The organism is Thalassovita sp. ABM4_323, assembly GCF_056158665.1.
On the sequence record NZ_JBSWTS010000007.1, the window covers coordinates 1,915,079 to 1,930,548 of the forward strand.

The window sequence follows — 15,470 nt, forward strand, 5'->3', positions numbered from 1 at the left end:
TACGCGCGGAAAGGAAAACCCGCTTGGGTCGGGACAAGACCGCGCAGCGAAAAACACCGCCATGACATGGCGAAGGGAGGACAACATGACCAACTCGATGAAACAAAAGGTATCGCGCCGATCCGTGCTGCGCTCGGGCGTGCGCCTGGCTGCGGCCAGCTCGGTGCTGAGCGCGCCGATGGTGAACACCGCCTGGGCGGCGAACGATACGATCAAGGTCGGCTTCATGGCGCCGCTGTCGGGCATTCGCTCCAGCTTTACCGCCACCACCGAGCACACCCTGGCCACCGTGCGCGAGTCCCTGAAAGACGGGCTGACCATTGGCGGCACCACCTATAACGTGGATATCGTGGTCAAGGACAACCAGTCCACCCCGACCCGTTCGGTGCAGGTCGGCAACGAGCTGATCCTGAAAGAAAACCCCGACATCATCCTGTGCGCAGATGCAGAGGGCGCCACCGCGATCGGCCCGATCGCAGATGCACGTGGCATCCCCACGCTGTCGACCATGGGGCCGTGGCAGGCCTGGGCCTTCTCGCGCAAATATGACCCGGCCAAGGGCTTCCCCTACACGTTCCACTTCTTCTGGGGCGCGGACGAGCTGGGCCGGATCTTCCCGTCCATGTGGAACCAGCTGGGCAACAACCACAAGATCGGCGCGCTGTTTGCAGACAATGACGCGGGTCGCGTGATGTCGCACCCGAAAATCGGCTTCCCGCCGGCATTCAAAGAGGCGGGCTATGAATTCGCGGCTGATACCGGGCTGTTCCGTCTGGATACCGATGATTTCTCGACCCAGATTTCCGAATTCAAACGTGCGGGCGTGGACATCATCGCGGGCACCGCGTTCGAGAACCACATGGCGACCTTCTGGAACCAGGCCGCGCAGATGGGCTTCCAGCCCAAGATCTGCACCATTGCAGCCGGTCTGCTGTTCCCGTCCTCGGTGAACAACCTTGGGGATCGCGGCGACGGCATGTCGACCGAGGTCTGGTGGACCCCGGATATGCCCTTTGCCTCGTCGCTGACCGGTCAGTCGGCTGCGGATGTGGCTGGCGCCTATACCGCCGCATCGGGCGCGCAGTGGACTCAGCCGCTGGGTTACGAACACGCGCTGTTCGAAATTGGCGTGAACGCGCTGAAATCCTCGGGCAATCCCAAGGATCGCGACGCTGTGCGTGATGCGCTGGCCGCCTCGCGGACGGAAACGGTGATCGGTGCCGTGGACTTTGGCAACTCGCCGCTGAAATCGGTGGGACTGACCCACACGGTCGGTGGTCAGTGGCAGAAAGCCAGCGATGGTCCGTTCAAGTACAACCTGGAAATCGTCGACAACTCGACCAACCCAGCAGTAAACGCGACGGCTGACTTCAAGGCGTTGGCCTACTAAACTCGGGCAAGGCCCGGCGGCCTGTCAACGCTGCCGGGTCTTGCAAACAGTCGGGGCAGAGCAGGGCCCCAGGGGGAATTCAATCATGAGCCAAGTGCTTCAGGTCTCGGGGCTGAACAAGGCCTTCGGCGCCATCGTGGTGGCCAAGGATGTCAGCTTTGGCATCGACAAAGGAGAATGCGTCGGCGTGATCGGGCCGAACGGCGCGGGGAAATCCTCGTTGTTCTCGTTGATCGCGGGCGTTTTGAAGGCCGATAGCGGCCGGGTGGAGCTGATGGGCCGCGATATCACGTCGTTGCCGGGGCACAAGCGCGTGCATGCCGGCATTGGTCGCGCCTTCCAGATTCCGCAGCCTTTTGTCGGTCTGACCGTGTTCGAAAACGTGCTGTCGGCGGCGTCCTCGGGGGCGGGGCTGAAGGGGCGCGAGGCCGAAGACTGGGCCTGCGACGTGATTGAACGCACCGGGCTAAGCGAAAAGGCCGACACGCTGGCCGGGTCGCTGACACTGCTGGATCGCAAGAACCTCGAGGTTGCCAAGGCCGTGGCCACCAAGGCGGAACTGCTGATGCTGGACGAAATCGGCGCGGGCCTGACCGAGCGCGAAGTGGCCCGGTTGGTGGAACGGATCGCCTCGCTGAAAGAGGATCACGCGATCATCTGGATCGAACACATTGCCCATGCACTGAAACAGGTCGCGGACCGCATCCTTGTGCTGAACTTCGGCGAAAAAGTCGCTGATGGCGAATTTGAAACGGTCATGTCCTCGCCCATCGTGCGCGAGATCTACATGGGCCTGAAAGAGGATGCCTGAGGGCAGGGGATCAGGCAGATGAAACTCATCGAAATCGACAGTTTAGAGGCCTATTACGGGGACATGCAGGCGCTGTTCGGCGTGGATCTGGATCTGCGCCCGGGCGAGGCCTTTGGCCTGGTGGGCGCCAACGGGGCGGGCAAATCGACCCTGTTGCGCTCGATGGTGGGGCTGGTGAAGGACCGGCGCGGCCATATCCGTCTGGGCGGAGATGACATCACCAACATGCAGGCCGAAGACATCGCTCAGCAGGGGATCGCATTGGTGCCCGAGGGCCGGATGCTGTTTGCCTCGTTGAATGTCGAGGAAAACCTGATGATGGGCGCTATGAACCGCCGCAAGGGGCAGTGGACGCTACAGCGGGTCTATGACCTGTTCCCCATTCTGGCCGAGCGGCGCAAGCAGATGGTGACGACCCTGTCGGGCGGCCAGCAGCAGATGGTGGCCATTGGCCGCGCGCTGATGTCGAACCCGCGCGTTCTGCTATGTGACGAGCTGTCCCTGGGTCTGGCCCCGGTGATCGTCAATCAAATCTATGAAAGCTTTGCCAAAATCCGGCAGGACGGCCTGTCGATCATTCTGGTCGAGCAAGATATCGAGCGCGCCATTTCGGTTTCGGACCGGATGGTGTGCCTGCTGCACGGGCAGGTCACGATGCGGGTGGATGACACCTCGCGCGTGGATCTGGACCAGCTTAGCGCAGCCTATTTCGGAGAGTAAAACCATGATCTGGGTAGAAACCATATTGAACGGCGTGTTCCTGGGCGCGCTTTACGGCATCCTGGGTCTGGGCCTGGCACTGGTCTTTGGCGTCATGCGGGTGATCAACGTTGCCCATGGGGATTTCATCGTGCTGTCGGCCTTTCTGGGCGTGTTCACCGCGGCCACTGTACCGGGCATCCCGCCCTTGCTGATCATCGTGCCGGTGGTGGTCGTGTCGGCTCTGATTGGCTGGCTGTTCCAGACCGTGTTGATGAACCGCGTGATCGAGACGCAGGACATGCTGGTGCCGATGTTGCTGACCTTTGGGTTCAGTTTTGTGATGCGCAATATCCTGCTGGAAACCGTGGGGGCGAACCCTGTGACGCTGGATGCTGGCGCGCTCAGCCGGGCCTCGATTGCCCTGGGCGAACTGAACGTGGGCGTGCTGCCCGTGCTGACGCTGGCCGTGTCGGTGGTGCTGTTTGGCAGCCTGCATTGGGTGATTGGCCATACCGAGTTTGGCCGCGTTGTGCGCGCCACGTCGGACAACCCTCAGATCGCGCGGATCATGGGGGTGCGGCCCAAGCGGATCTATGCGCTGGTGATGGCCTTGGCGCTGGCGCTGGCGGCGATCGCGGGCATGTTCCTGGCGATGCGGACCTCGTTCACGCCGAATTCCGGGATCGACCGGATCCTGATCGCCTTCGAGGTGGTGGTTCTGGGTGGCTTGGGCTCGTTCTGGGGGGCATTGCTGGCCGGGATCGCACTGGGTGTGACGCAGCTGATCGGTTTCCGCTTTGATGCAAACTCGGGGCTGCTCTATGCGCATCTGCTGTTCCTGTTCTTCCTTATCGTCCGTCCCAACGGCATCTTCGGGAGCAAATAAATGACCATGATCCGACTTCTTCCGCTGAGCCTGGCCGCGTTGCTGCTGGCGATTGCCCCGGGCTTTATGAATGATGGCCAGATGGCCCTGGGCATGGAGATGTTCACGGTGCTGATCATCTGCTCGATGTGGAACTTTCTGGCCGGCTATGGCGGGTTGGTTTCGCTGGGGCACCAGGCCTATTTCGGGATCGGGGGCTATGCGACCTTCCTGATTTCCAACAGCCTGGATATCCATCCTTTCCTGACGCTGCCCATGGCCGCGCTGGCCCCGGGGATCATTGCGCTGATCCTGACGCCACTGATGTTCCGCCTGAAAGACGCTTATTTCGCCATTGGGTCCTGGGTTCTGGCCGAGGTGATTTTCATCGTCGTGCAGCGTTCGGACACGCTGGGCGGGATCACCGGGATGCCGCTGTTTACCGGCGGGATGCTGGGCGCTGATGTCTATCGCAACGTGTTCTGGCTGTCGGGCGGCGTGGCGCTGGTGCTGACGGTTGGCGCCTATCTGCTGCTGCGTTCGGGCTTTGGGCTGGGGCTGATGTCGGTGCGTGACAACGAGGTCGCCGCGGCCTCGATTGGGGTGGATGTCACCCGCAACCGTCGCTTTGCCTATGTGGTTTCGGCCGCTGGTGTGGGCTTGGCCGGTGCGATCTATTTGCTGCCGAACTATTTCATTCAGCCGGGCACCGCGTTCTCGGCCGAATGGACGGTGGTCATGACCTTTGTTGTGGTGATCGGCGGCATCGGCACGCTAGAGGGCCCGATCCTGGGCACCATCCTGTACTTCATCATCCGCCAGGGCGTGACCAACGGCCTGGGTCTGGACGGCAGCTGGTACCTGGTGGCGCTGGGCGCCGTTGCGATCCTGACCATGCTGGTCGCCCCCAAGGGGCTGTGGCCCGTCATTCGTGACCGTCTGGGCGTGGATTGGCTGTCGGTGCGGCGCAGCTATCCGAACTAACCGCTCATACTCACGGAGCGATAAGGGCTGCGGCGCAAGCTGCGGCCCCTTTTTATTTGGGATCGGCGTAGTGAAACGCGGGCAGGATATCGAACAGGGTCAGGTCCTTCATCGGGCCCTTGTCCAGCTTGCCCGCCACCTTTAGCTGGGCAAATCCGTGCACAAGGCTCCAATGCAGGATCTGGGCGCTGAGCGTTGGGTCGGCGGGCGCAGCGTCCTCCCACTCGAACCCGGCCGCGTTCTGCGCGAGCACAGCAAAGCATTTGCCCGCTTGTTCCAACAAGTCTGGATCGTCGCTGTTGGTGCGGTGGCGGGAAAACATCAGCTCGAACAGACCCGGATGCTGGGTGGCGAACGTCACATAGCCCGCAAAGGCATTCTGGCGCGCCGTGTCGCGGGTGGCCTCGGCGGAGGTCTCCTTTGTCAGCGCCTCTAGCATCTGCGCATAGCCCCGCGCGGCAATTGCGGTTTGCAATCCGGCCATGTTTTTGAAGTGGTTCTGCGGGGCCGTGTGGCTGACGCCCGCGCGCACGGCGCAGGCGCGCAGGGTTAGACCGGACAGGCCCTTTTCCTCTAGCAGCTCGATCCCGGCCTGGATCAGGGATTCGCGCAGGTTGCCGTGGTGATAGTGTCGTTCTTCGGTCATGCGGGCAGTATTGCCGGAAATATTTACGGTGTAAATATTTCTTAACTCAGGGCGGGGCGCTTTAATATTTACAGCGTAAATATCAGCAGGAAAGGACCGCGCCATGAAAGTTTTCGCCCTCAGTGTTTTTGTCATCCACACCTTGTTCGAGCTGGTCTTCGGCGCCAGCGCCTACCTTAGCGGCGCGTCGTCCTCGCAAACGGCGGAACAGATCGCGGCCCAATCGACATCCCTGTCGATCGCCTTCCGCTTCATGGGCGCGGCGCTGCTGTCCTTGGGCGTATTGGGGGCGTTGGTGATCTTTGGCCCGGGCGTGCAGTCGCCCACGGCACGGGTTGTCGCGGCAGGGTTCGTGGTGTTTCACGGGTTGGGCGCACTGGGCAGCCTCTACACGGCCGCGCCGGGGTTTCAGGCCTATGACAGCGCGCTGGCAATTGGCGCAGTCGTGGTGCACGCCTTGCTGGCCGTCGGGTTTGCCGTCATCGCGGCGAGAGGGGGTCAGGCGGCCTGACCCCGCAGGCTTATTCGTTCCAATAGATCAGCGGCAGACCGGCAACCGGGCTTTGGAAATAGGGAATATTGGTGCCGCGCAGCGACCCCAGATAGACGGTTTTCAGGTCCGGCCCGCCAAAGGTCAGCGACGCCATCCAGGGGCAGGCGGTTCCGCCACACGCGCCCATCAGCTCGGGCGTGACGCGGCCCTCTTCCCAAGCCTTGTCCAGCTCGGCCAGGGCCTGCGCGTCGCCACCCGCATCCAGGATCGTCAGCAGATCCCCCTGCGGTGTGATGGCCACCAGTCGGTCCGCCATGATCAGGGTCGTCCACAGGTTGCCATAGGCATCAAAGGCGATCCCGTCGTTAAACCCACCCAGATTCGAGGGGCCATAGATTTCGCGATCGACCAGCGTGTCGCCTTCGACCCGGAACCGGGTCATGTTGCGCGCGGTGGTTTCGGCGACGTACAGCCACTCTTCGTTGGCGTCAAAGCGCAGTTCGTTCGTGCCGCACAGATTGTCGGCCACGATCCGGGCGCCGCGTTCGTCGATCAGCGCAATATACCCGTCGCGCGAGTTGGTTTTCACGTGATCCGTCCAGGGATTTATCGTGGTGGTCACGGTCAGCCACAGCCGGCCCTTGCTGTCGCGCGTAACGAAGTTGGCCTTGCCAAAAGGCTGGCCATCCACGTTGTCGATGATCACGCTTGTGGCGCCGTCGCGGGTCATGCGCTCGACCTGATCAGTGCCGAAATTGGCGATCAGGAAATCACCATTCGTATCAAAGGTCAGCCCGTTGGGCAGCGAACCCATGGTGTTCACCAGCCGATCCTCGAAGGACGAGGCCGTGTTGGCCGCCAGCCCCTGTTGCAGGATCAGCTCTTGTGTGCCGTCCGGGTCGATCCGCATCACCCCGCCACGCCCATCTGCGGACCACAGGGTGCCGTCCTTTTCGGCCAGAATGCATTCTGGCCGCTCCAGATCCTGCCCGACAAAGCTGAGCTCTGCCGGGTCAATCTGAAACCCAATCAGCGGATTGGTCATGCTTTCATCTCGGCAAAGGTTTCGGCCATCCAATCGGCGATCATATCGCGCGAGAAGGTGCCGTTATCCGCGCCGCAATGCTCAATCTCGAAATGTTCGGGCATGGTGATGAAGTAATCGACCTTGGCGTTCACGGCCTGATCGCGGCTTTGCTCGGCATACTCGACCGGGATTTGACGATCACCCGAGCCATGCATGATGAAGAACGGGCATTCCATGTTCGCGATCACCGGGGTCAGGTCCATATTGGGGGCCCAATCCATGAAGTCGTCCATCGTGTCCTTACCGAACACCCACATCACGTGGTCCCAATAGTGGGGCACCGGGTTGTCGCCCTCGCGTTTCAGGCGGCGGACCTGCATTTCACCCCAGTTGTGGTTTGCGCCCATGACGCAGCACAGTTTGTATCGTGTGTCCATCGAGGCCACGCGCGGGGCGTAATAGCCGCCCAGGCTCAGGCCGAACATGCCGATCCGGTCGTGATCCACGTCATCACGCGTCAGCAGATAGTCATAGGCGGCCGAGCCCCAGGCCTCGGCGTCATAGCGCCCCACATGACCCAGGTTGCGCAGAGCCTCGCCGGTGCCGGGCTGATCCACCACCAGCGTGGCCACGCCGCGCACGCGGTTGGCCTCGGGGTTGCCGGCGCCATAGATCTGTTCCTTCATCGAATCCAGACCGTTGCAGGACACGACACAGGGGGCAGGGCCATCCACACCCTGCGCGGGCACGAACAGCGCAGTGAAATAGCTGTCCTCATACGGGATCTGCACGAATTCCACCGGGGCGCCTTGCAGCTCCATCCCTTTGCGGAAGTATTTCAGACCGTCGTTATAGGCCTGCCAGCGCGGGGCATAGTCGCGCGATTGCATCCGTTCGGCCGCCAGCAGATAGCCCGCCGCGCGCTGATACTTGATGCCCGCCGACAGATCGCGGCCCTTGTCTTCGTCCGCTTTGGCCGAGGCCAGCACCTTGTTGGCGACGTCCAGCCAGCTGTCAAAGAACTGCGCAGTGCCCGCGTCCTCGCCCTTGGCGGCGGCTTCGCGGATGGGACGGCAGGCTTCGTCGATCTCGCCGATATTGCCTCCACACATCAGGGCCAGGTTGGTCGACAGGTTCCAGATATAGTTTCCGGGAAAGGGTTCGAACATGGGATGTTCCTTTTCTTATTCGACGGTCCAGCCGCCATCCACGACCAGCGAGGTGCCAGTGACCAGCGCCGAGGCATCCGAGGCCAGATATTGCACGGCGCCCATCAGGTCCTGCACCTGGCCCAGTCGGCCCAGCTTGATCTTGGCCAACACGCTGTCCAGAAACGCCTGATCCTGGAAAAACGGTTTGGTCATAGGGGTTTCGATAAAGGTCGGGGCGATGGTGTTGGACCGGATGCCATGGGTGGCCAGGTCCAGCGCAAAGCTTTTGGACATGCCTTCGACCGCCCATTTCGAAGCGCAATACAGCGACCGGTTCGGCCCGCCAACATGGCCCATCTGGCTGCTCATGTGGATCAGGGATCCGGGCTTGCCCGCCGCGATCAACCCCTGCGCCACGGCCTGGGCAACAAAGAAGGCGGATTTCAGGTTCAGGTCCAGCACCGCGTCATAGTCATCCTCGGCCACGTCCTGCATGGGCATGGGGCGATTGGTGCCCGCGTTGTTGATCAGTACGTCAAAGGGGCCAGCCTGCGCGATTGCCGCTTTGGCCCCTGCCAGATCGCTGACATCCAGCACCATGGCGCGGGCTTTCTGACCGCGCGCAACAATGGCATTGGCGGCCTCGGTGATCTCGGTTTCGGTGCGAGCGGCCAGAACCACGTCGGCGCCCATCTCGGCAAGCGCTGCGGCGCAGGCGAGGCCAATGCCCCGGCCTGCGCCCGTCACCAGTGCCGTTTTCCCTGCTAGCGAGAATCCAGGAGAGGTCGGCAGTTCCATGCCTCAGCCCTCGACTAGGTCCAGGCCGGGCTGCGGCGCTGCACCTTCGGCATAGGGGACGTTCTGCTGACCATAGCGGCGCACGCGCACGTTGGCCTGCTCGGCGTGGCCCTGGAACCCTTCCAGCATACACAGGCGCGAGCAGTAGCGCCCCACCTTGGCCGAGGCCTCGTCCGTGGTTACCTTCTGATAGGTATGGGTTTTGATGAACTTGCCGACCCACAGACCACCGGTATAGCGCCCGGCCTTTTTGGTGGGCAGCGTGTGGTTGGTACCGATCGCCTTGTCGCCATAGGCCACGTTGGTGCGCGGACCCAGGAACAGGGCGCCATAGTTCACCATGTTGTCCAGATACCAATCATCGCGGTCGGTCATGATCTGCACGTGCTCCGAGGCGATGTCATTGGCGATCTTCAGCATCTCGTCATGGTCGTCGGCCACGATCACCTGACCATAGGTTTCCCAGCTGGTGCGGGCATGGCCAGCGGTGGGCAGGATGCCCAGCAGGCGTTCAATCTCGTCCATGGTTTCGCGCGCCAGTTTTTCCGAGGTCGTCAGCAGCACACAGGGGCTGTCGGGGCCGTGTTCGGCCTGGCCCAGAATGTCGGTGGCGCAGATTTCGGCGTCCACGGTTTCATCCGCGATCACCATGGTTTCAGTTGGGCCCGCGAACAGGTCGATACCGACGCGGCCGTAAAGCTGGCGCTTGGCTTCGGCCACAAAGGCGTTGCCGGGGCCAACCAGAATATCAACAGGATCAATGGTTTCCGTGCCGATGGCCATGGCGCCGATGGCCTGGATGCCACCCAGGGCATAGATCGTATCCGCGCCCGCCATGTGCTGCGCAGCCACAATCGCGGCGGCCGGTTTGCCCTGATAGGGCGGGGCACAGGTGATGATCCGCGGCACGCCCGCTACCTTGGCCGTCAGCACGGACATATGCGCCGAGGCCAGCATCGGGTATTTGCCACCGGGCACATAGCAGCCGGCGTTCTGGATCGGGATGTTCTTGTGTCCCAGAATGACGCCGGGCATGGTTTCTACTTCGACGTCTTGCAGAGCGGCTTTTTGCACTTCGGCAAAGTTGCGCACCTGAGCCTGCGCGAATTCAATGTCGGCGATGTCCTGTTTGGACAGCTGCGCCATGCAATCGTCGATCTCTTTTTGCGTCAGCCGATAATCGTCGCGATCCCAGCCATCGAATTTGACCGACAGCTCGCGGATGGCGGCATCGCCGCGCGTTTCGATATCGGCCAGCGTGGCCTCGACCGTTTCGCGCACGGATTTGTTGATTGCTGCAACGGCGGACGGCTCCGCTCCCTCTTTCAGCCACTTTGCCATTGGGCTCTCCCTTCGTTTCCTAAACCTGACGGGCGGATTTCACAGTCTGCCCTTTCCCTCGGTAAAACCGATATAGAGCGCATTGTCCTATTGTTTGTATCGATGGGTGCATCCCCCAAAAACGATATCCCCCATCCGTTCCGCCCCCCTGGAATGTCTTGTTTCATTGGTGTGTCTGCTATACTAATTGGTCGTACAACCAAATAAAAGATAGGTTTTTTGACATGAAGATCGCGGTGATCGGGGCAGGGGGATTTGTCGGCACTCAAGTCTGCAAAATCCTTGGGGAAATGCCGGAAATTTCTTCGATCTCGATGTTGGATCGCGTGGCGCCAGTGGGTGTCGATCTGCCCAAAGCGACGTTTTTCGAGGGCGATTTCTCCGAATCAGTGCTGCGCCAAGAGGCCCTGGAGGGGGCTGACGCCGTGATTTGCCTGGCTGCGATCCTTGGCGGCGGGGCCGAGCAGAACTATGCGCTGGCCCGCCGGGTGAATGTGGATGCGACGCTGGACCTGATCGAGGATCTGCGGGACCGAGCCCCCCAAACCCGGTTCGTTTTCGCCTCGACCATCGCGGCCTATGCCAAGCCGCTGCCCGATCCGGTGACCGATGCCACGCCGCTGGCCCCCACGATGGTTTATGGCGCGCAAAAGGTGATGATGGAGGTCGCCCTGTCCAATTTCGCAGCGCGCGGCTGGCTGGACGCGGTGTCGCTGCGGCCCTCGGGGGTGATGGCGCGCGATGGCGCGGATGCGGCGCTGAAAACCGCCTTCATGTCGCGCCTGTTCTGGTGCGTGAAACGGGGCGAGGATATCACCCTGCCCGTGGCCGAAGACAGCAAAACCTGGCTGACGTCAGTGGACGTGGTCGCTCGCAACTTTGTCCACGGGGCAATGCTGCCCGATTTGGGTGCGAACCGCGCCTTTACCCTGCCTGCCCTGCCGCTGCGCTACGGCGATCTGGTCGCGGCGCTGCGTCGGGCCTATCCCGACAGCCCCTCTCGGATCCGGTTCGAACCGGACCCCGAGATCGTGGCGCTGTTTGGCAGCTATCCTGAATTAGAAACTGAAACAGCCGATCAGCTGGGCTTTCTGCGCGATGCGGATGCCGATGCGCTGGTGGCGAACGCGATGGTCTGAGGAGGACATCATGAGGCTTGCAACACTTCCCAACGGCACCCTGGATGGGCGTCTGCATATTGTCAGCCGGGACAACGCCCGCTGCACCCCGGCCAAGGCGGCCGAAACGATGCAGTCAGCGCTGGAAAGCTGGGACGATCTGCGCCCCGCGCTGGAGGCCGAATACGCCGAGCTGAACGCCGGTGGCGGCGAGGCTTTTGATGCGGCGCAGGCGCTGGCGCCCCTGCCGCGCGCCTGGCAGTGGTTGGATGGCTCGGCCTATGAAAGCCATGGCGACCTGATGGATGCCGTGTTCAAAATGCCGCCCAAAGAAAAAACCGGGCGCCCGCTGATGTATCAGGGCATGTCGGACCGGTTCATTGCCCCGACGGGCGACGTGCCCTTCCGCTCCGAAGACGATGGCATCGATTTTGAGGGCGAGTTCGGCGTGATCACCAAGGCGACCCCGATGGGCACCAAGGAAACCGCCGAGGACCACATCGCGCTGCTGGTGCAGATCAACGACTGGTCGCTGCGCAAACTGGCCCCGGTCGAGATGAAAACCGGCTTTGGCTGGGTGCAGGCGAAACCGGCTTGCTCGATGGCGCCGGTTGCGATCACGATTGACGAACTGGGCGACGCCTGGCGCGATGCCCGCGTGGACCTGCCGCTGAACGTGTTCTGGAATGGCGAGCGTTTCGGTGCGCCGGGCGGCTATGACATGGCGTTCAGCCTGGCCGATCTGGTGGCACATGGGGCCTATTCGCGGGATCTGGTGCCGGGTACCGTGATCGGGTCGGGCACCGTGTCCAACGAAAGCTACCGCGTGGTCGGATCGGCCTGTATCGCGGAGCGGCGCGGCATCGAAACCATTGACGAGGGCGAGGCCAAGACCCCCTTCATGTCCTTTGGCGATACGGTCCGCATGGAATGCGTGGCCGCTGATGGCAGCCCGCTGTTCGGGGCGATTGATCAGAAGGTCGCCAAAGCCTGATCCAAACGCCCGGTCTGGCACCTGCCTGACCGGGTTTTTCTTTGGCCAAGTCACGAAAAAGGGGTGCCCGTGGGCACCCCTTTGTTTGTTCGGTGGTTGATCGCCGCAGCTTAGTAGGGCTCGGCGATGGCGTGCATGCTGTCTTGCATCAGCTTGCCTTGCTGTTCGCTGGGGGCGCCGGCCATTTCCAGCTCGCCCAGTTTCAACGAGTTGCCAACAACCAGGCGGCCTCGGGGCAGGCGGCGCTGCATAAAGGCATGCAGGGCGTCCTCGAGCACCGGAGCCTTCTTCAGCTCGTCCACCAGCACGATAGCGTCCTCGACCGCCATACCCGCACCCGAGCCCAGATGCGGCGTGGTGGCGTGCACCGTGTCGCCGATCAGAGCCACGCGGCCATCGTACCAATCGCCATCAATCAGGATGGATTCCAATGGGCGATAGACGATCTCGGTGTCCGCATCGATGGTGTCGCGCAGCTTGGCAACCACGCCGCCGAACCCTTCCAGCAGGCCTTTGATCAGGCCCGGCAGCTCTTCGGGTTCGCGCCAGGGGTTTCCGGGCACGGCCTCGAGCAGGTACATGTACATCTGCGTGGGCGAGCACGGGGTAAAGCCGACTTTGATGTCTTTGGACAGGTACATTTGACCCTGCACCCAGTCCTTGGGCGTGTCGAACAGGATGCGCCAGCACGCCTGACCGGTAAAGCGCGGCGCAGGCGCGTTGTCCAAGGTCATGTCGCGCATGGTCGAGAACAGCCCATCCGCCCCGATCACGAAATCATAGCGGCCGGTGCTGCTGTCGGTCAGCGTGACGTCCACGCCCTCGGCGTCCTGGGTGTAGCTTTCGACGGTGACGCCCAGTTTGACATTGGTGTTCAGCTCTTTGACGCGCGCAGCCATGATCTGGTGCAGGACGGGGCGCAGTACGCCGCCCTCGGCCGGGACATCCGGCGCGAACAGGCGTTCCGAGCGGACTTCGCGGATCAGGTTGCCGTCTTTGTCGTTCAGCGTCACGCCGTCATGGCCGTGCCCGTGTTTCAGCAGCTCTTTGCCCAGACCCAGATCGCACAGGGCGCGGAAGGTCAGAACCGACAGGGTCAGACCCGTGCCATAGACCGACCAGTTCGGATCCTTGTCCAGCAGGTCGACCTCGATGCCTTCTTCGCGCAGGCGGATGGCTGCGGACATGCCCGCGATGCCGCCACCGACGATCAGAACCTTGTTCATATGTGTTTTCAAATGGCTCATCAGTCTGTCCCCTTAGTCCCAATCGCCTTCGGCTTGCGTGTCGTTTTGCGGTACGTGATCCGGATGCAGGCGGTATTCCCAGCGCTGGTCCGTGCCCAGGAATTCGGGGATCTTGTGCATCCAGCTATAGGTGCCAAAGACCTGGTTCCATTCGCGCGGGATCCAGTTGTCGTCGATATAGTCGCTGTCCGCGCCGTACTCGGCCTCGCCGCCCGCCGGGCATTCCAGATAGGAAAACAACGCCGAGGCAATCCGGTGACGCCCCGAGCCCAAAGCGCCGGTGGTCCAGCCGCGACGGGTCATGTAGTTGGTGCCGATCATCAGCTCGTCGATGTCCTCGACCCCGAAATTGGTGTGGTGATACAGCGGATAGCCGGGCAGCGGGCCAAAGGTCATGTCGATCAGGAACAGGTTGTGGTGCTCGTTCGCGCCATCGCATCGCAGGTAGAACCCCATGCCGACCTGTTCTTCGGACATGCGGAAATCCAGCATGTCGCGATACCATTCGAATTCCTTGCGCGGGCTTTCGCAGGCATAGACGGTGTGGGTGATCACCTTGGGCTGCGCGCGGGTTTTCCATTTGCGCTGGACGTTCAGGCGGTTGATGTGGCCCGGAGCGTTCACCGGATCGGGGGCATAGACCACCTTTTTGCGGTTGAAGACGCGCAGGGCGATGGGATGGCCACAGGCGGTCAGCGTGTGCACGGTGCCGTCTTCGTCGCGGGTGATGTCTTGCTTGGCTTCCAGCCGTGCGGCCAGCTTGTCCAGGCTTTCCTGGGTGTCCACGCCCCAGATGGTTTCCTTGACGCCTTTGTCGCGCAGCACCGATTTGGGCAGCACAGGATCGTCGATATGGCGCAGGATCACGTTCGATCCTTCGTCCAGGCGGTAATGAGTAAAGTCTTCGCCGCTGTCAAAGCGGGGCAGGCCGAAATCGTCGAAGAAGCGGGTGCATTCCTCGATGTCATCGACCCCGAACATCAGGGTTTCAATTCCAAGAATGGGCATGTCAGCTCTCTCTTATGGTGTTGGTGGTTTGGCGGCCCAGTCCCGAGACAGCCGCTTCGATGATGTCGCCATCTTCCAGACGGGTCTGGCCGGTGGGCGAGTGTTTGGGGCCCACGGCGACCAGGTCACCGGGGAACAGCTGAACCTGCTGGCTCAGCTCGGATAGGGTGCGCGCGATCGGGGCGATCTGGGGGCCGGACCATTCCAGGCGGCTTTCCCCGTTGAACGAGATCACGCATTGCAGGTTTTGCTGGTCATCGGCAAAGGCCGCGGGCAGCAGATAGGGGCCAGCGGCCAGCAGCGTGGGGCCTTGTTTGGCCGCGAGGGTGTTTCTGGCCTCCCAGTCTGCGGCGACGGTGTAGTCCGACAGTGTGACGTATCCGGCGATCGCGTCTTCGGCCTCTTGCAGGGTGGCGCGGTGCAGCGGGCGGGCGATCACGGCGCCCAGCTTGGCCTCGGCCCACAGCCCGTCGGACTGCGGGGGGATCAGCACCTTGGCGCTGGGCCCAACCAGGGTCGAGGCCAGACGCGGGATGAAATTCCCGTCCGCCAAGGTGTTCTGGCTAAGGATCTGGCGCGGGGCCGACAGCGGCGCATCTTGGGTAAAGAATTCCAGGGACGAAACCGCCGAGCGGAAGTATTTCCCCGCCTCGGCATCATCCAGCGCCATCACCACGGCGCACAGGGCCTGAAAGTTGTGATCCCAGTTGCGCAGCAGCCCGTCCAGGCTGTCGGCTTCGGTCAGGGCCAGGCCCAGACGCGCCGCCAAAGGCAGCACCGCATCCACGGGAATCACCGCTGCATCATCCAGCACGATGGCCGGAAATGCCGGGCTGGACGAGATCCGCAACTGCGCCAGCGCAAAGGGTATTTGTGGCTTGGTCATGTCTCCTCC

The 15,470-nt window shown here is 62.2% G+C and carries 16 protein-coding genes; 8 read left to right on the forward strand and 8 right to left on the reverse strand.

The annotated features are described in order from the left end of the window. The first annotated feature begins 85 nt into the window (after positions 1–85). The 5 genes from ACXADQ_RS11915 (at position 86) to ACXADQ_RS11935 (ending at position 4,752) form a co-directional block, all read left to right on the forward strand. On the forward strand, positions 86–1,390 hold the full coding sequence (locus tag ACXADQ_RS11915) for an ABC transporter substrate-binding protein (RefSeq protein ID WP_475320505.1): 1,305 nt from the start codon (positions 86–88) through the stop codon (positions 1,388–1,390). Between the two features lie 85 nt (positions 1,391–1,475). Beyond that, a complete protein-coding gene (locus ACXADQ_RS11920; RefSeq protein ID WP_475320506.1) occupies positions 1,476–2,201 on the forward strand; it encodes an ABC transporter ATP-binding protein in 726 nt (241 codons plus the stop codon). Positions 2,202–2,219: 18 nt separating this feature from the next. Continuing rightward, a complete protein-coding gene (locus tag ACXADQ_RS11925; protein WP_475320507.1) occupies positions 2,220–2,921 on the forward strand; it encodes an ABC transporter ATP-binding protein in 702 nt (233 codons plus the stop codon). A gap of 4 nt (positions 2,922–2,925) precedes the next feature. Further along, positions 2,926–3,789, forward strand: a complete 864-nt coding sequence (locus ACXADQ_RS11930; protein ID WP_475320508.1) for a branched-chain amino acid ABC transporter permease — start codon at positions 2,926–2,928, stop codon at positions 3,787–3,789. Further along, a complete protein-coding gene (locus ACXADQ_RS11935) occupies positions 3,790–4,752 on the forward strand; it encodes a branched-chain amino acid ABC transporter permease (RefSeq protein WP_475320509.1) in 963 nt (320 codons plus the stop codon). Positions 4,753–4,804: 52 nt separating this feature from the next. Here ACXADQ_RS11935 and ACXADQ_RS11940 read toward each other — a convergent pair whose 3' ends face one another. Then, on the reverse strand, positions 4,805–5,398 hold the full coding sequence (locus ACXADQ_RS11940) for a TetR/AcrR family transcriptional regulator (protein ID WP_475320510.1): 594 nt from the start codon (positions 5,396–5,398) through the stop codon (positions 4,805–4,807). A gap of 103 nt (positions 5,399–5,501) precedes the next feature. On the opposite strand from ACXADQ_RS11940, the gene ACXADQ_RS11945 reads away from it, so the two are divergent. Continuing rightward, entirely contained in the window at positions 5,502–5,909 is a 408-nt protein-coding gene (locus tag ACXADQ_RS11945; protein WP_475320511.1) for a hypothetical protein, read from the forward strand. Positions 5,910–5,919: 10 nt separating this feature from the next. Here ACXADQ_RS11945 and ACXADQ_RS11950 read toward each other — a convergent pair whose 3' ends face one another. Genes ACXADQ_RS11950 through hisD form a run of 4 tightly spaced genes read right to left on the reverse strand, consistent with a single transcriptional unit; the run spans position 5,920 to position 10,208 of the window. After that, entirely contained in the window at positions 5,920–6,936 is a 1,017-nt protein-coding gene (locus ACXADQ_RS11950) for an SMP-30/gluconolactonase/LRE family protein (RefSeq protein WP_475320512.1), read from the reverse strand. After that, a complete protein-coding gene (locus tag ACXADQ_RS11955) occupies positions 6,933–8,087 on the reverse strand; it encodes an alpha/beta hydrolase family protein (protein ID WP_475320513.1) in 1,155 nt (384 codons plus the stop codon). Before ACXADQ_RS11955 ends, ACXADQ_RS11950 begins: the two co-directional genes overlap by 4 nt. 15 nt (positions 8,088–8,102) lie before the next feature. Next, complete coding sequence (locus tag ACXADQ_RS11960; RefSeq protein WP_475320514.1) at positions 8,103–8,867, reverse strand: SDR family NAD(P)-dependent oxidoreductase; 765 nt, start codon at positions 8,865–8,867, stop codon at positions 8,103–8,105. 3 nt (positions 8,868–8,870) lie between these two features. Continuing rightward, positions 8,871–10,208 carry a histidinol dehydrogenase gene (hisD, locus tag ACXADQ_RS11965; protein ID WP_475320515.1) on the reverse strand — a complete coding sequence of 446 codons (1,338 nt, stop codon included), beginning with the start codon at positions 10,206–10,208 and terminating at the stop codon, positions 8,871–8,873. 224 nt (positions 10,209–10,432) lie between these two features. Here hisD and ACXADQ_RS11970 point away from each other — a divergent pair, with 224 nt between their 5' ends. Both ACXADQ_RS11970 and ACXADQ_RS11975 read left to right on the forward strand, forming a co-directional pair. After that, positions 10,433–11,347 (forward strand): NAD-dependent epimerase/dehydratase family protein, encoded by a 915-nt coding sequence (locus ACXADQ_RS11970; RefSeq protein WP_475320516.1) that lies wholly within the window; start codon positions 10,433–10,435, stop codon positions 11,345–11,347. Between the two features lie 10 nt (positions 11,348–11,357). Further along, positions 11,358–12,320 (forward strand): fumarylacetoacetate hydrolase family protein, encoded by a 963-nt coding sequence (locus ACXADQ_RS11975; RefSeq protein ID WP_475320517.1) that lies wholly within the window; start codon positions 11,358–11,360, stop codon positions 12,318–12,320. Between the two features lie 110 nt (positions 12,321–12,430). Here the strand turns inward: ACXADQ_RS11975 and ACXADQ_RS11980 are convergent, their stop codons facing one another. Genes ACXADQ_RS11980 through ACXADQ_RS11990 form a run of 3 tightly spaced genes read right to left on the reverse strand, consistent with a single transcriptional unit; the run spans position 12,431 to position 15,461 of the window. Then, the gene (locus ACXADQ_RS11980; protein ID WP_475320518.1) at positions 12,431–13,567 is read right to left on the reverse strand and encodes an FAD-dependent oxidoreductase; all 1,137 of its coding nucleotides are present in this window, start codon (positions 13,565–13,567) and stop codon (positions 12,431–12,433) included. Positions 13,568–13,579: 12 nt separating this feature from the next. After that, complete coding sequence (locus tag ACXADQ_RS11985; protein WP_475320519.1) at positions 13,580–14,575, reverse strand: VOC family protein; 996 nt, start codon at positions 14,573–14,575, stop codon at positions 13,580–13,582. Position 14,576: 1 nt separating this feature from the next. Then, complete coding sequence (locus ACXADQ_RS11990; RefSeq protein ID WP_475320520.1) at positions 14,577–15,461, reverse strand: fumarylacetoacetate hydrolase family protein; 885 nt, start codon at positions 15,459–15,461, stop codon at positions 14,577–14,579. Positions 15,462–15,470: the final 9 nt, after the last annotated feature.

Excerpts from the sequence above, each read along its gene's own strand:
- ACXADQ_RS11990 (WP_475320520.1), bottom strand. The coding sequence starts at position 15,461 with ATGACCAAGCCACAAATACCCTTTGCGCTGGCGCAGTTGCGGATCTCG.
- hisD (WP_475320515.1), bottom strand. The coding sequence starts at position 10,208 with ATGGCAAAGTGGCTGAAAGAGGGAGCGGAGCCGTCCGCCGTTGCAGCA.
- ACXADQ_RS11985 (WP_475320519.1), bottom strand. The coding sequence starts at position 14,575 with ATGCCCATTCTTGGAATTGAAACCCTGATGTTCGGGGTCGATGACATC.
- ACXADQ_RS11960 (WP_475320514.1), bottom strand. The coding sequence starts at position 8,867 with ATGGAACTGCCGACCTCTCCTGGATTCTCGCTAGCAGGGAAAACGGCA.
- ACXADQ_RS11935 (WP_475320509.1), top strand. The coding sequence starts at position 3,790 with ATGACCATGATCCGACTTCTTCCGCTGAGCCTGGCCGCGTTGCTGCTG.
- ACXADQ_RS11970 (WP_475320516.1), top strand. The coding sequence starts at position 10,433 with ATGAAGATCGCGGTGATCGGGGCAGGGGGATTTGTCGGCACTCAAGTC.
- ACXADQ_RS11955 (WP_475320513.1), bottom strand. The coding sequence starts at position 8,087 with ATGTTCGAACCCTTTCCCGGAAACTATATCTGGAACCTGTCGACCAAC.
- ACXADQ_RS11920 (WP_475320506.1), top strand. The coding sequence starts at position 1,476 with ATGAGCCAAGTGCTTCAGGTCTCGGGGCTGAACAAGGCCTTCGGCGCC.
- ACXADQ_RS11915 (WP_475320505.1), top strand. The coding sequence starts at position 86 with ATGACCAACTCGATGAAACAAAAGGTATCGCGCCGATCCGTGCTGCGC.
- ACXADQ_RS11975 (WP_475320517.1), top strand. The coding sequence starts at position 11,358 with ATGAGGCTTGCAACACTTCCCAACGGCACCCTGGATGGGCGTCTGCAT.
- ACXADQ_RS11950 (WP_475320512.1), bottom strand. The coding sequence starts at position 6,936 with ATGACCAATCCGCTGATTGGGTTTCAGATTGACCCGGCAGAGCTCAGC.
- ACXADQ_RS11940 (WP_475320510.1), bottom strand. The coding sequence starts at position 5,398 with ATGACCGAAGAACGACACTATCACCACGGCAACCTGCGCGAATCCCTG.
- ACXADQ_RS11925 (WP_475320507.1), top strand. The coding sequence starts at position 2,220 with ATGAAACTCATCGAAATCGACAGTTTAGAGGCCTATTACGGGGACATG.
- ACXADQ_RS11980 (WP_475320518.1), bottom strand. The coding sequence starts at position 13,567 with ATGAGCCATTTGAAAACACATATGAACAAGGTTCTGATCGTCGGTGGC.
- ACXADQ_RS11930 (WP_475320508.1), top strand. The coding sequence starts at position 2,926 with ATGATCTGGGTAGAAACCATATTGAACGGCGTGTTCCTGGGCGCGCTT.
- ACXADQ_RS11945 (WP_475320511.1), top strand. The coding sequence starts at position 5,502 with ATGAAAGTTTTCGCCCTCAGTGTTTTTGTCATCCACACCTTGTTCGAG.